The organism is Vibrio profundi, assembly GCF_005281835.1.
GTDB classification, from domain to species: domain Bacteria; phylum Pseudomonadota; class Gammaproteobacteria; order Enterobacterales; family Vibrionaceae; genus Vibrio; species Vibrio profundi.
Genome location: NZ_RZIS01000002.1, coordinates 21,908 through 36,480, shown reverse-complemented (window position 1 = coordinate 36,480; position 14,573 = coordinate 21,908). Strand labels below are relative to the sequence as shown.

General features: G+C 46.7%; 12 protein-coding genes. All 12 read right to left on the bottom strand.

The window, feature by feature from the left end:
- Positions 1-2: 2 nt before the first annotated feature.
- The 12 genes from ELZ11_RS05055 to ELZ11_RS05000 all read right to left on the bottom strand — a co-directional run bounded on the left by ELZ11_RS05055 (position 3) and on the right by ELZ11_RS05000 (position 14,404).
- Positions 3-893, bottom strand: a complete 891-nt coding sequence (locus ELZ11_RS05055) for a sterol desaturase family protein (protein ID WP_137356298.1) — start codon at positions 891-893, stop codon at positions 3-5.
- A 19-nt stretch (positions 894-912) separates the two neighbouring features.
- On the bottom strand, positions 913-1,440 hold the full coding sequence (locus tag ELZ11_RS05050; protein WP_137356297.1) for a hypothetical protein: 528 nt from the start codon (positions 1,438-1,440) through the stop codon (positions 913-915).
- A 184-nt stretch (positions 1,441-1,624) separates the two neighbouring features.
- Positions 1,625-2,515 carry an energy transducer TonB gene (locus tag ELZ11_RS05045; protein WP_244291608.1) on the bottom strand — a complete coding sequence of 297 codons (891 nt, stop codon included), beginning with the start codon at positions 2,513-2,515 and terminating at the stop codon, positions 1,625-1,627.
- A 59-nt stretch (positions 2,516-2,574) separates the two neighbouring features.
- Positions 2,575-3,006 carry a TonB system transport protein ExbD gene (exbD, locus tag ELZ11_RS05040; RefSeq protein ID WP_137356295.1) on the bottom strand — a complete coding sequence of 144 codons (432 nt, stop codon included), beginning with the start codon at positions 3,004-3,006 and terminating at the stop codon, positions 2,575-2,577.
- Positions 3,007-3,009: 3 nt separating this feature from the next.
- Positions 3,010-3,978, bottom strand: a complete 969-nt coding sequence (gene exbB, locus ELZ11_RS05035) for a tonB-system energizer ExbB (protein WP_341867219.1) — start codon at positions 3,976-3,978, stop codon at positions 3,010-3,012.
- Between the two features lie 160 nt (positions 3,979-4,138).
- Entirely contained in the window at positions 4,139-5,617 is a 1,479-nt protein-coding gene (locus tag ELZ11_RS05030) for a surface lipoprotein assembly modifier (protein WP_137356293.1), read from the bottom strand.
- An 88-nt stretch (positions 5,618-5,705) separates the two neighbouring features.
- Positions 5,706-6,434 carry a Slam-dependent surface lipoprotein gene (locus ELZ11_RS05025; protein WP_137356292.1) on the bottom strand — a complete coding sequence of 243 codons (729 nt, stop codon included), beginning with the start codon at positions 6,432-6,434 and terminating at the stop codon, positions 5,706-5,708.
- Positions 6,435-6,656: 222 nt separating this feature from the next.
- Positions 6,657-8,006: a PKD domain-containing protein gene (locus ELZ11_RS05020; protein WP_137356291.1), complete on the bottom strand. Its 1,350-nt coding sequence runs from the start codon at positions 8,004-8,006 to the stop codon at positions 6,657-6,659.
- Between the two features lie 159 nt (positions 8,007-8,165).
- Positions 8,166-9,497, bottom strand: a complete 1,332-nt coding sequence (locus ELZ11_RS05015; RefSeq protein WP_137356290.1) for a PKD domain-containing protein — start codon at positions 9,495-9,497, stop codon at positions 8,166-8,168.
- A 237-nt stretch (positions 9,498-9,734) separates the two neighbouring features.
- A complete protein-coding gene (locus ELZ11_RS05010; protein WP_137356289.1) occupies positions 9,735-12,857 on the bottom strand; it encodes a TonB-dependent receptor in 3,123 nt (1,040 codons plus the stop codon).
- A gap of 84 nt (positions 12,858-12,941) precedes the next feature.
- Positions 12,942-13,883 (bottom strand): FecR domain-containing protein, encoded by a 942-nt coding sequence (locus ELZ11_RS05005; protein WP_137356288.1) that lies wholly within the window; start codon positions 13,881-13,883, stop codon positions 12,942-12,944.
- 2 nt (positions 13,884-13,885) lie between these two features.
- Positions 13,886-14,404, bottom strand: a complete 519-nt coding sequence (locus ELZ11_RS05000; RefSeq protein ID WP_137356287.1) for a sigma-70 family RNA polymerase sigma factor — start codon at positions 14,402-14,404, stop codon at positions 13,886-13,888.
- Positions 14,405-14,573 lie beyond the last annotated feature (169 nt).

Sequence of the window (14,573 nt, the reverse complement as noted above, 5' to 3'; positions counted from 1 at the left end):
AGTTATTTCCTTTGCTGTTCTTGCTTCCACGCCCAGATAGGCGGTTTAACTAACAGTTGAAGCCGTATTGACCAGTTGGGTGCATGCCACATTTGGCTGATCAGTTTGGCGTATCCATGAAAGTATACTTTAAACGGGTTAACGGAATTAATCCGTGGGAAGACACCATATTTTACTTCTTCCTCTTCCCGAGCAAATGTGCCGAACATACGATCCCAAATGATGAATATTCCCGCGTAGTTTTTATCTAAGTACTGCTTATTGGTCGCATGATGCACCCTGTGATGCGAGGGGGTATTAAATACCGCTTCAATTGGCCTTGGCAGTTTACGTACGGTCTCGGTATGAAGCAGAGTTTGGTACAACTGGACAAAGGTTTCACACATTAGAACTACGAATGGGTTAAAGCCCAATAAAATAAGTGGCAGGTGGAAGAAGAATGGAAAGAACCAATCTAACGGGCCAAATCGGTAAGCGACCGAGATATTAAAATAAGGCGAGCTATGGTGTACCGAGTGGGTGCCCCAAGCGAGCCCATTACTGTGCAAGAAGCGGTGCTCCCAATAGTAGGCAAGGTCGGCAAGGATTAAGCAACCTAAAATGGTCCAACCGGTGACTGGTAGCTGAGTTAAGCTCCAGTTCTCATAGGCGAAAACGAAAGCAGCGACATACGCCAGCCCGATAAAAAAGACGGTGATCAGCAGAAAGAATAGCGTTACGAAATTGGTCGCGCTATCGCCAATCATGTTCCAGCTTAGCTTTTTCTTAAATCCGTAGCGGATCAGTTCGAATATAAATAACGCGAGTGCAATCATTAGAAAGTTATCATCCACCCAAGTTTCAGTGAAGATAATGGTGCTTTCAGAAAACACTTGAGACATAAATTCAATCATATCAATTACCTCAGTAATACTATTTATAGTAGATGGAGACTTGGCTAGTTTCCGGTAAACCATGAACGTTGAGATCATGCGTTTCTACTACTGCTAATACGTCTTTGCTGAAATTGATGTCGAGCCATGCCGCCCCCAGTTCTTCCGCGCTATGTGCCCCTTTGATTAAGAGTACTTCTGCATTTTTAACTGGCGGTAGTTGTACTGCGTAGCTCGACTCAGTGCGGTTTTTCACTGGGTAGCCGATAGTGACGGTCGCTTGGCTAAAATCGGAGTTTATCTCTCGGTAAAGTACGGTGATCTGGCGAGTTGATGTAGGTAGAGCGCTGCCGTTATTCGAGAGATAAAACTGTTCCCACAATTGAGGCACATTCTCGAGTGGCAATGATTGACTGACTCCGTGAAGATAATACGTAGCTTGCTGTTCAGTGGACTTCTCAGTTGGGTTTTGAGGATTTGCGTGGGCAACAGTTGGCTGCATTAGGACTGCGCCCCAAACCGTACCAGCAATGGCTGTCGTGGTAACCACAGATGCGAATAACTTCATATCGACTCCTTAAACAAGCGTCTTCCTTTGATTGATGGCATTAGGATACGCATAGCGGAGTTAACAAAAGGTTACCTTAGTTATGTATGGCATGAGCTAGATAGACGCGGCTTCTAAGATTGTTGACTAAGTGTCTGAATTTTTGGGGAAAGCGTCTCATGTGGAGACGCTTAGAATGTGTAATTTACATTGTAAAGTTGATGGGCAAAGTGAGCGTGAGCTCTTGGTCTGGAACCAATTTAGGCGGTTTAGGTAACGGCTGAGCGCGATAGGCGAGCGCGATGGCTTCGTTGTCTAACGAAGGGGTACCGGAGCTTTTTACTAATCTGACACCAAGCACAGTCCCATCACGATTCATTGTGAATGAGATAACAGGCATGCCCTGTTTACGCATTCGTCTGGCTTTGCGAGGGTAACGTTTTTCTCGTTCTAAATGGGCGTGCAATATTTGTTGCCAATTGATTCGCGCAGCCTTGCCCACTTCACTTAACTGGCCTTTTCGCAGGGCTGAAGCTTGCGTATTTTCTTGCGTAGCCTTAACCGACGCTGTGGTGCTGGCTTGTTTAGCGACAGAGTTAATGGTGTCTGGTAATTTTTCTGGTTCCGGTTCAGCTTTAACGGGCTCTAGGTTGTTTTTTGCTATTTGAGTCTCTGTCTTTTCCTTTGGCTTTGACGCTTCTTTAGGTGTTGATTTTAAAGTGTCCTCTTGTTTCTCCTGAACGCTTGGTTTTGGTAGCGATTCAGGTTCGATTTTGTTTGGTGTTACTTTGGCCACCGTTTGAATCTCTGATGGCTTATCCAGTTCTTTCACCATCAATTTTGGGGCGGGCACTGGTGTTGTATCGATAGGTTGAGGTTTTGTGGGCTCACTAGCGGCCTTAACTCGTTGCACCGTTTCGACTTGTTCAAAAGTATCCGGTTGATCCTGGACGGGCTTATTGGGCGCAGCCAATGGTGCGACTAAGCTTACTGCAATCGGAGCTGCAGGAGGTGGAGGCTGATAGTTGTGTGACGGCGTCCAAAAGTAGGCAATGGCCAATGCAAGGTGCAACGACAGGCTGAGCGTTATACCCAATAGTATCCACCTATTTTGGCTGTCATGCTTGAGTTGATGATAGTTGCCTGTAAAAGCACTCATGGAGTTTGACCCATTGTTTGTTCTTCCCCGACGAGCGCGATATGGGTATAGCCCGAATTGACCATGGCATTCATGACGGTCATTAAGTCTTGATAGGCAAGAGTTTTGTCTGCTCGCAGGAAGATTCGTTGACTCTTGTCTGCTAGCACTTGGCTGAGCGCACTTGGTAGTTGCTCGATAGTGGTTTGCTGAGCTTCTCCTAACGTGAGCGTTAAGTTCTTTTGCACTGTTAGGTAAAAAGGTTGCTCAGGTTGAGGTTGAGGAGCCGCATTCGAAGAGGGGAGATCTACAGGTACGTTGACGGTCGCTAGAGGCGCAGCAACCATCACGATAATGAGTAGCACCAGCATCACATCGACCAAAGGGGTAATGTTGATGTCGTGGTTTTCTACCATTTCTTCGCTATTCGCACTAGGTTTAAAAGCCATGATTTACCCCGTTTTACGCAGTGTCACGGTATTGTCTGAACCGACTTCAGGTGAAGTTCGATCTAAGTCTCGGCTGACTAACACCAGCAACGCAGCGGTTATATCGGCAAGTGAAGCACGGTAGCGACCGATAGAACGTGCAAAATGGTTGTACATAACCACCGCAGGAATCGCAGCGACTAGACCGATAGCTGTTGCTAGAAGCGCTTCTGCAATGCCGGGTGCTACCACGACTAAAGTGGTGGATTTTGTTTTTGCTATACCAATAAAGGCATTCATGATCCCCCACACTGTGCCGAATAATCCAATGAAAGGGCCAACAGAGCCGACGGTTGCTAACATGCTGGTGCCAGTTGTCATGGAATGATTGAGTGAGGCTTGAACTCGTTCTAAACGAATTTGAACGCGCTCTTTGATGCCATCATTGCTGGCACGACCGAGTGCTGACAGTGTCAGTTCATGTTGAGTGGCTTCAATGAGTGCTAAGCCTCCGCCTTGTTTATCGAAACTGCGCTGTTTCCCTTCTTCTAAACTTTCTGAAGCAACAAGCTCTTTGAGTAAAAGAGCCGCTCGGCGGCAGGCAATGGATACTTGAATTTGTTTAGTCACGAACAGCGCCCAGGTTAAAACAGAGGCTAGCAGCAATAAGATCATGACTGATTTTACGACCCAATCCGCCGCTTGATACATACCTAAAGGCGTCATGCCGTGCTGAAACTGCTTGTCTTGAATAGGTAAATCGTCACTATAACCAATGATTTCAGTTGGCTTGGCAAGGGACTGGGGAGCGGGGAGTGATTCAGCGGCCAGAGGCGCTTCAACATTAGAAGCTGGGCTTTCAGTCGTTAATGGGTCGGAAGTTTCACTGGCTAGGTTAGCTGAGGTTGCTTCAGTTTCATTTTGAGCGTAAGCAGGTAATCCATTGAAAAGCAGGCATCCTACAACAAGTGTTTTTACAGGTAGATTCATCATTGAACTTTTGATTTTGAGGCTAAAACACAAAAAGACACCAGCCGCTTGAGACTTGTGTCTTTGTCCTACCTTCTATACCGAGTGAATGATGAAAACCCGTAAAATTAATTTCGGAAAACTTTCGATAAAAGAATAAGTCTTTTAAATTCAAGGTGTTATTTTAAAATCTTTTTTCGAGTTTGATACTGAATTCATTTTGTTGGTAGGTGTAAAGCCAGTCGACGTTACTTTTTACACGTTTGTGAGTCCAACTCACTAGCGGTGTGACGCCATAAAATGATATGCCATTGGCAGAGATGAGTATGGTGTGGTTTTGTTCTTCATCAGATCGTTGTTCGGCGAGCAGAGCGTTAAAAGCGTCATATTTTCGCTCACGATATGAAGAGAAAATACTAACGTCGGCATAATTGCCCCAAGCGCGGTTGACTCCTAATCGGCCGCCAACTAATTGGTATGCATGAACACTTTCGTTGTTGTTTTTTTGAGTCCAGTCTAGGCCGCCAAAAAGTAGCCATTGGGAAGGAAGTTGATACCAATAGCTTACATAGGTCGCCCACTGCCAATCGGATTGGTATTCCAATGCTTGCGGGCGGTAATCTTGGTATTCGCCTTTTACTTCTATTTTTAGAGCGCTTACAGCATTGATTGTCTTCATCCAATCCAACTTTAATCCACTCGCAAGATAAAGTGCTTGATTGCCGTACGAGCTGTACTCTAATTGAGGGGAGAGTGAAAAGCGGTTACTCGCATCATGGTAGCTGTAGCCCAAACTGGCGATAATCGTTGCATCATTGAATTGGCGGTTATTTTGGTAACTCGAACCATAAGCGAGCCCATTGAATTGCAGCCCATGATGGCCACTTATTGAAGTGCGTTTGTTTAAACTGGCGTTGAAATCGATGCCCACTGAACTAACCGCATCGGGCGTACTTCTCTCGGCTAGGCAAACGCCAGATGGGAGTTTTGCTAGGCAGGTATAAGACTCAGAAGATTGATTAAGATTGTCGTTATAAGATGGGCCAAAACTCAATGATCCTTGCCAAGCCTCTCTATTTTCTAAGGCGCGAGTAAAGCTTTCTACCGTATTTCTCACCCCTTCCGCCCTTGGATTATCGGGTGGTAAAGTGCTTTCGATGTACTTAAAGCTTGAGTAAGAATCCGAGTTTTTGTGACTTTCAAATAACACTCTGGCGAGCTCTAATTGGGCTGGCATAAAGTCAGGCTGCTTCGCTAATAAAGTTTGAAACTCAGACTCTGCGAGCGCAAATGCTCGCTGGCTTCTAAACAGCCCTCCTTTCGCATAATGGACTAACAACGAGTCGAACCCTTCAAGTTTTTGATAACGTTCTAGAAAGTGACTTACTAGTTGCCATTGTCTAGATTGAACGGCGAGGTACAAGGCTTGGCCGAGTTCGGGGAGGGTATTGCCAACTTGGTAGGTTTCACCTGCGACGGTAATCGATGAGCCGTTGCTATCTTCGAGCTCTTTTTGGATCAGTGATTGTTCAGTTTGGCGAGCTTCGAGCGCGTCTCGCTGCTGAATTCTAATATTGGTATCTTGGTCTGCATAAGCGCTATGACTAATCGCAGATATGCCCAGCAGCAAAGGAGGGTACTTGAAGGAACTAATGATTTTCATAAAACACTCGAACAAGAAACAAAAATCAGAAGCAACCTAAGCTGCTTCTGATAAGAGGCGTAACGGTTATCTCGTTACAAACAGCGGTTTATCGCTTCTCACCGCCAAAGGCAGTGTCAAGTTGGCTGTTCGAATCAAACTTAGCAAAACCAGCGAGTGCCGCTGCGTCAGCACCAAAGAAGTGGCCCTGAGAAGTACCCGCTGTAGTGACAGCGTTTTGGGTTGCTGATGCCGTACCATTGAACGCCGCGGTCGCGGCGTTAATTTGTGCATTTACGCCAACCGTTAGAGCGTTGTTATTAATCGTGCCCGTTAGAGTTTGTGCGGCGAAGTCAGCCGTGAATGTACCTGCCAGTTTGTTCGAGCCTGAGAACTTATTAATACCTGTGATGTTATAAGTTGCGGTGCCGCTTGTTGGAACAGTAGTGCCTGCATCGTTACCTACGTAGTAAACAGTGCGGTTGTTGAAGTCAGCGTCTTGTCTACCTTCGTACCATTCGCCGAACCAGATATCCTGATTAGCAACTTGAACAAAGTTATAGTGGCTAGAGCTAAAGTGTTTGCTGCCCGAAGTATGAACGCCGTCACGCTCGCTACTTGAGAAAATGTTGCCAGCCAAGCCATCGAAATCTACTCGTTTACCTGTGGCACTGCCGATGCCTGCTTTTCCTTTCGAGTGGAAAAATGGCACATAAACCTGAGACTCGCCGACTTGACGTAAAGAGTCATCGCTAATCGCGCCGTCAAAACCGGCGTGTACCATTGGGCTAAGGCCAAGCATCGCTGCTGCAATCCATGAAAGTTGAAGTGGTTTCATTATCTTTTCCTTTAGTTGGCCCAGATTTTATTGGGCCCGATAAAATATAAGTTGAGTAAGACTCGCTCATTTCATCCGGTGCGCACGACAGATGTGTTCGCGCTGTCTTACTTTATATTCCGAATCAAATCGCAAAACCCGTAAGCCAAATTGCATTTTTTTGAAATAAAAAAGCTCGGTCATAAACCGAGCTTAGTGGCGGGTAGGGAGGAAGCCTTGTGATTAGCGACTGGTGAATTGATAACTCGCGTTAAACCTTTCCTGCATACTGAAATCCCCATAGCCATTGAGGCTCCACGCGAAGTAAAAGCTGAGTTCTGTTGTGTGCCCACCAGTGGGAGGAGCAGCGAGTTCAAATGTGGCACGCTCACCTTGTTTAATGGTGACAATTTCCCCTTCGCTTAAACCGATGAAGAAAGGTTGAATATGTTCAGAGTAATCTTTTGCTGTGATCGCGCTAATGGTGATGTCCTTACCAACGGCTTCAATCGTATATTGACCCAGTACATAGTGTTCCGGAAGTTCCCCAGTTTCAGATGTTTTATCGACAATAAATTCTTCCTTGTATGCCAGTACCTGAGGCTCGGTATCGTCGCCAACAAATAGCTTAGTGTGGGGAGCTTGTAAGCCAATCGCTTTGATATAAAAAGGTCGATAAGGTTCATCTGAAAACTCTCCGTCGCTGACTGTCAGATTCACCGAGTATATCCCCGGCTTATCGACGTAGAATTCAGTGATTTCTGCAGTCGGGTCTGTGATCACGGCATTTGACGAGCTTGGTTTGGAAACAAACTGCCATTGATAAGTCAGCGAGTCGCCATTTGGATCTTGGCTTTCTGATGCATCGAGTGGTGCGTTCATCCCTTCCAGTACATAAATAGCGGGCTTAAGCTGAGCATTAGGCGGTACATTGGCGTAGTAATAGCTCACAGTGACGGTATCTGAACTTGATGCTAGTCCATCGGAGACGGTTAGCTGTATGACATAATCGCCTGCAACGTCGGCAACAAAACTGTTGTTCTGGGTAAACTCGGGCTGGCTTCCTTCTGGTTGTTGAATGACTTTCCAATCGTAATAGAGTGGGTCGTTATCTGCGTCCTGCACCTTGGTGTGGAAAACCACTCGGTCGACTAAGTTTGCGTTAATGTCTGAACCTAAATCGACGACTGGCGGGGTATTTTCATTAGCAGCTAGAGCCACGATTTTGACTTGATTGGTCCGGCTGTCAATCTGACCATCGTTGACAACGAGCTCGATAATATAGGTGCCGACTGCATCCGCCATGAAGGTGGGCATGGCGCTGGTGCTGTCAGTAAGTGAGGCTTGGCTTTCAGGCGGCTTCGATCCTATCTTCCATTGGTAGGTGATGAGATCTGAGTCTTTATCAATACTGCTGGTACCATTGAGTTGGACAAGCGTATTTTCTTTGACATGTTGATTGATCCCCGCGATAGCGATAGGCGCTTGGTTGGTATACGCAGCGGCTTCTACTTTTTGGTTCGATTCGCCATTGCAGCCAGAGAGCAAAGAAATACTAGTAATTAAGGTTAGCCAGCTAATGTTGTTATTCATGAGTGATCCTGAAAAGCATGCGTTAAGGAAAACGCTTACCGAATTGGTACTGTTATTAGCTATACCGAAGCAGATCGTAAAACCCGTAAAACTTTTTAGTGAAATACAGAAAAAGCGCGATCAAGGATCGCGCTTTTTGAGTTGAAACAATTGAGTGGGTTAGTTGGTGGTGAACATATAGCTCGCATTAACGTAGTAGTCGTTATCTTCAGCAAAAATGACGCTAAGTGATATAAATTCCATTTCACCTCCAGTCAGTGGTGAAGCAAATTCAACTTCTACAGTCTCTCCGGCTTTAATGACTTGGCCTTCAACCACACCAGTAATCGTAGGCTGAACAATTCCATTGATCCCCCAAGGTGTCACTTCTCGCACCGTGTAATCTTGCCCTAATGCTTGAATCGTGAAGCTCGCAAACTTGTGTTCTGCTGGTTTTGGGTCGTCATAGGTTTTATTGATGGTTTCAAGGTCTAGCACATAAGGCCATGTGTTTTGGCTTGGATCTCCATTGAACACTAGCTTCAGCTGATTTTTGGCCGTCACTTTGATGTTGGAAGCTTGGCTAGTAAATTCGCCATCGCTCACTGTAAGTGACAATACGTAGTCACCGCTTAAGTCTGCGATAAAGTTAGGAGTCGCCGCATTAGCTGTGTTCAATTCAGCGTTGCTGTTTTCTGGCTTAGATACAAATTGCCAAGTGTAAGTGAGAGCATCATTGTTGCCATCGCTGCTTGCGCTCGCATCGAGATTTACTTGGTCGGTGACTCCAACCGCTACATCGTCGCCCGCAACCGCAATAGGAGGAACGTTGCCCGAATCGAGCTTAATAGTAATCGTATCTTCAGCTGTGGCTTGTCCATCGGATACGACAACGCGCAGCACGTAGCTGCCCTCTGTGGCGGCATTTAGAGTCACGGTATTGGCTTGATCGTTAGCGAGTGTTGGAGTGCTATTCTCTGCTTGTTGCTCGATGGTCCATTGATAAGTGAGCGGGTTGTTGTCGGCATCTGCTGCGTCAGCAGTAATCTGAACATTACCGCCTAAACTAACGGTTAAGTCATCTCCGGCGTAGACAGTAGGCGCCGAATTTTCGCCATCGTCAGCGGTGGTGATGGTGACTTCTACAGGTGCGCTATCTTGAGTACCGTTATTAACAACTAGGCTCGCGACATAAGTGCCCGCAGTGTCTGCGGTAAACTGAGGAGAGATGCTATTTGAGTCAGAGAGCGCAGCGGCGCTGCCATCTGGCTTGGTCGCTAATGTCCATGAGTAGCTAATCAGCTCGCCTTTGCTATCTAAGCTGCTGCTTGCATCGAGTGTTACTTGCGAGTTGTATGAAACATTTTGGTCTTGGCCTGCAATCGCTGTAGGTCCTTGGTTTGTTTGTGCCGTTGCGCTTGCATCTGTGCCCGAATCAGAATCGCTGCCACCGCACGCAATCAGTGCAGGAATGGCAAGTGAGAGTAATGTCCATTTAAAACGTGTATTCATTTCTTGGGTCCTAATTTGTGGGTCTATTCCGTTAATTTTCTCAGTCACGACTCTCGTAGCGTCACGGCAGGGAGCGAACGTCTGGAACTAACTTGTCATCAGATACACCGAACCAAACCTTCAAACCCGTAATGATTTTTAACTTTTATTGCTATCAGCATTTTTGCTGTTGGTGATTGAGAAAAAGCCGCCTATAGCAAGGCGGCTTTGTTGGCAAAAAAGGTGGGCTTGTAGAGATCAAAATTTACCGCGAAGTTTAACGCTTACGGTTCGACCAGGTGCTGGCATCCCAGATACTGAGCCTGATTCAAGGTAATAAATGTCGCTGAGGTTAGTGCCAATAAGTTCGGCGGATAGCTTCTTGTTGAAAGCGTATTTGACGTACGCATCGAATGTTGTGACATCAGTTCGTTTGATGACTTCATCTTTATGGCTCCCTGAAACGTAGTTGGTTCTAAATCCGGTTTCGAGGGCTTGGTTAAAGAATCGAGCTCCCAGTAGTACGCTAGCGGAATATTCAGGAGCGGCATGAGCGGCTAAGTAGCTGACGGGTGTGAAACCACCTCGGACACAGGTTTGAGTCGATGGAGTATTCCCTTCCGCTAGATCAATGATGTAGCCTTGAGCCGCAGAGTTTTCATCACACACTTCGTTTCTAAAGTTATAGGCAAGGGAAGCATCGCCAAAGTAAAACTCATTGTCGTACATGCCTTGAAACTCAATACCGCTGGTGCGTTGGCTGTCTAAATTAGCAAAGGAAAAACTGTCACGGTCGCGATCCATCACGTCTTCGATGATTTGGTCAAAGTAGGTCAGTTTAGTCGTGGCATGTTCAAAATAGTAGATATAAGCCAGCTCAAGTAATTTCGCGCGCTCTGGTTGTAAAGGCGCCGAGTAGCTTGGATTACCGGAGAAGCCGCTGGTGCTCTCAAACAAGCTAGGGAATCTTAGGCTTTCGGCGTATCGAGCGTACGCTCGGCTATCGTCATCAATCAGCCAAGTGGTGGTCAGTGATGGCATCCATCCACTGCCGCTGGTTTTATAGCGAGTGTTGGTTTCTGCAGTTTCGCCAATACTGGATGCTTTACAACTCCCTGCGACGTAGTTAGCTTGGTTCATCACGGATGCACAGGCATTGTCTGCAAGGCTTAACTCATTGTTGCTATCAAACTTCCATTCCGATGAATGGTCGACGACGTAGGTCGTGGTGTTTTGTGCTTCGCTGACCTGTTCATCAACTTTTTGCTCAAGGAGCGAGTCGAAGTTGTCCAGTTCGTATTGGCGTTCAACTAACTGCGCTTGATATTGGTCGGACTGATCGGGAAACATAGTGATCAAGTTTTGCAGGCGATTGATATCATTTGCGATGTTTTCCTGGGTAAAATTGGCTCTTACGTCGTGTTCGGCGTTCGCTACATTTTGTGCGATCTCCACGTCGGCGTAATTTTCGATACTCTGATACGTGAGTCGATAGCCTTGTTTACGTAGCGTTCTCAAGCTATTTGTGTCGCCAGCGTCCAGCCGATTTTTGATGTAATGATCTTCCGCTTGGTATTGGGTGTAGCGAACACCAGCGTTAAATATAATCGATTGAAGCGGTCGCCATTCCATTGTGACAGCCCCATTGTACTCTTCTCGTTCACCCGCTCTGACCGCGCCGCCATAAAGGTCTATCATGTAATCTAAGCCTTCTTTCGGAGCGAGCTCGTGCTTTTGAAAGCTGCCTGAAAGCGTCATATCCACGGTATTGGTCAACTGCATCGCATTTTTGAAGTTGAAGCCGACTCGGCTTTCTTCTCGGTTTACCGTAGAGGTATTGATGATCAAGTTTGGTGTATCACTGGCACCATGGGTGAAGTTGGGAAAGCCGTAACCTGTGTTGGTTCTAGAGTCGGTTAATGTCATCCATAAATTGGTGCTTAGGTCGAAAAAACGGTTTTCTGGATTGGCGCGAAACTTCAAGCTGTAAGCCTGCATTTTAGCGTTGGCCAGTGGCCATTGCGGGAGGCCATCTTGGTTTCGATAATCCGAGCGACTTGCCAATATTTCGCCGTGTGTGCTCTCGGTGTAACGGGCGTTAAACTGAACTTTGTAAAAGTCAGATAAGTTGAATGTGGTCTTCAGTAAGAAAGACTCCATTTCCGAAGAGGTGTTCGGTACTTCGTGGCCGGGAAGGTGATTGAGGGCAATATGTTCTGGCTGAAGGTAAGGAATACGCCCAGCGACGCCTTCGCTGCCACTCATATCATAAGGTTTTTGGTAGAAGTCGGCGTTATTCGTGCCTGAGAAGTAGTTTCCCCGATTACGGTAAGCATACGCCCCTAGCCACTCTACTTTAGGGCTGATACCAGAAATCGCTAGGCGATAGGCGACGTCCTCTCCACCAAAAGGGTTGTCGTCTTTGTCGCTACGAGTTTGGAAACGTACTTCAGGATCGTCATATAAAGGTACGCCACCAAGCTCGGCATAGGCTGGGACGTCGCGCCAATCTTGCCCAGTGTGAAGCCGAGCGGTATTAGGTTCGATTGAGTTGCTACTGCTTTCAGCGACAAACTCAATTCCGAACGTTTCTCCCTCTGGAACGATATCTTTTGGTGAGAGAGTCGTGACTTCTACGGCGCCGCCAACAGACGTTGTAATGTCTGAGTTGATTTGAGCGCCTTTGTATACTTTCATGCCGCCAATTAGGTTGGGGTCGATGTAATTACGGTTAGATGCCCCACGGTAGCCGTTATACACCGAAATGGCCTGCTCGGTGCCATCGATGACGACGGGTACACGGCCAGAGCCTTGCACTCCGCGAATGTTGGGGTCGATGCTTCCACCACCGTTACGAGCCTCGCCACTGAAGGTATTGGCCATGCCGGTAAAAAGGTCAGCCGCGGTTGAGCCTTTAAATCGTTCGATTTCTTCTTTGCTCAAATATGCGCTAGAAGTGTCCTCATCATAAATCGCCATTTCCCCTTCTTCATCACGAGCTAACCCGCTGTCGAGAGAGGTGCGCACTTGGATAGGATCTAAGATAAAACCGCTGCTTTCAGGAGCAACACGATAGGTGCCATCTGGCTGGAATTCGGCAACTAAGCCAGTGTTGGACAGGAGTAAAGTCAGAGCATCTATGGTTTGATAATTTCCCTGTAGCCCTTGGCTATACAAGTCTCGTGACAGCGAGGCATTGAGGTAGAACTCAATACCCGCTTCCATTGCGAATTGATTAAGTACGTTGTCTAATTTTCCTGCAGGAATATCGTAGGTTTGCGGCTCTTCGGCCAGCGCATAGTTTGGAGCTACGACGCTGGCGAATCCCAGTTGAGCGCTGAGTAATACAGCCAGTAATTTACGGTGGGAAGGGGAAAACAACCTGATGTCCTTGTCGATTTATTGATGTGCTAACCAATACACCGAGTGAACAATCAAAATCCGTAAAAAATAATTCCAATGGGCTTAGGGTTTTGCTTTCACGCTTACCCACAGTGGTGTTCTATATTTGACTTCGATTGGCAGGATCTGGCTGATGTTGTAGAGCGTTTCATCGGTGTCTTCCGTCGAGAATACGCCAGTGAGTTTGAGGTGACCGAGCTTAGCGTCAACGTTGAGAACACCATTTCGATACCTTGATAATTCGTGAATGAACTCTGGAAGTGGCGTGCTTTGCGCGAGTATTTTTTTGTTTAGCCACAATGCGTTATTTGAGGTGTTGCGGTTTTTGGCAAGTACGTCGATTGAAGTAAACGAGGCATTTTCGCCTGCAAGTAAGTGTTCGGGAGCGTGTTTACCTTTAGGTAATAGCGCGACTTCACCTTCGTATACATTGACTTGGGTCGCCCCCGATTGTTGCTCAACCGTAAATTGTGTGCCGATTGGTGTTACTCGACCTTGATCGGTACTGACATAAAAAGGCGTGAGGTGGTGCGAGCTCGTAATCAATATTTCCCCTTCCAGCAAGTGGAGGCGACGTTCATATTGGTTAAAGTCAACGTAAACGCGAGTTGCTGTATTGAGCGACATTTCGGTGCCATCCGATAGGATGATGGTTTTGACTTCACCTGTCGTCGTAACATATTCAGCGCCGTGCGGCCGTTCTGCTCGGCTGTTCAACACTAAGCCTAGCGTGCCTAATGAAATACCACCCAACAGTAGAACTTGGCGACGCGATAAGCCACGACGGGACTTTGTCAGTACTTGGCGGCTGAGATTGGACTGCGGCACCTTACTGAACTTCTGTTGGATCAATTCTAATTGCTGCCACGCAAATTCGTTTTCTGGATTGGCGGTTCTCCAGTTTTGAAAAGCGCGTTTATCTTGTTCTGCAACATCATCAGCCCATAATCGAGCCATCCAAACTGATGCTTGCTCAATGGAATCGCGAGAAATGTGCTTTTTCATGGTTACAGCTGATCCTCTAATGCGACAAGTAGGCAGCTTTGCAGCGCTTTCGCTACGTACTTTTCGACCGAAGAAATCGATACGTTCAGTTCAGTTGCAATCTGTTTATAGCTCATGCCATCAAGCTGGCGCATTAGTAAAGCTTGGCGCGCTTTGTTAGGTAAGCGATGCAGTAAGGTGTCGATTTCTACTAGCGCCTCTACCACTAAAAGCTGTGACTCTGGTGAGCCAGATACTTGTTCCGGCTCTTGCTCTAGAAGCTCCAGGTAGGCGGACTCTATTTTACGGCGGCGATATACGTCGATCACTAGCCCTTTGGCGATGTGCGTGAGGTAGCGACGTGAGTCTTTTTGCTCGGGAAGTTTCCCTCTGACGAGTAAACGTAGATACGTATCTTGCACGAGGTCAGCGGTCGCCTCGGGGCAGCTTAAGCGGCGCTGAATATACAACGAAAGCCAGCCATGATGCTCCTGATACATGTTATCAATATTGTCCATATTCGCAGGGCAGATAGCCGTCATGTCGTTGCTCCTTAATTCGCCATTAAAATGCGGGGTAGTTACTAAATGATAATAATTATCATTATAATTATTAGTATGCAACGAAATATACTAAAAACTTTATAAAATGCAATTCAAAAGCGTTGCGTAATATGAATGGCTAGCCGATCGTGTTACGAGCTAGGTTTAA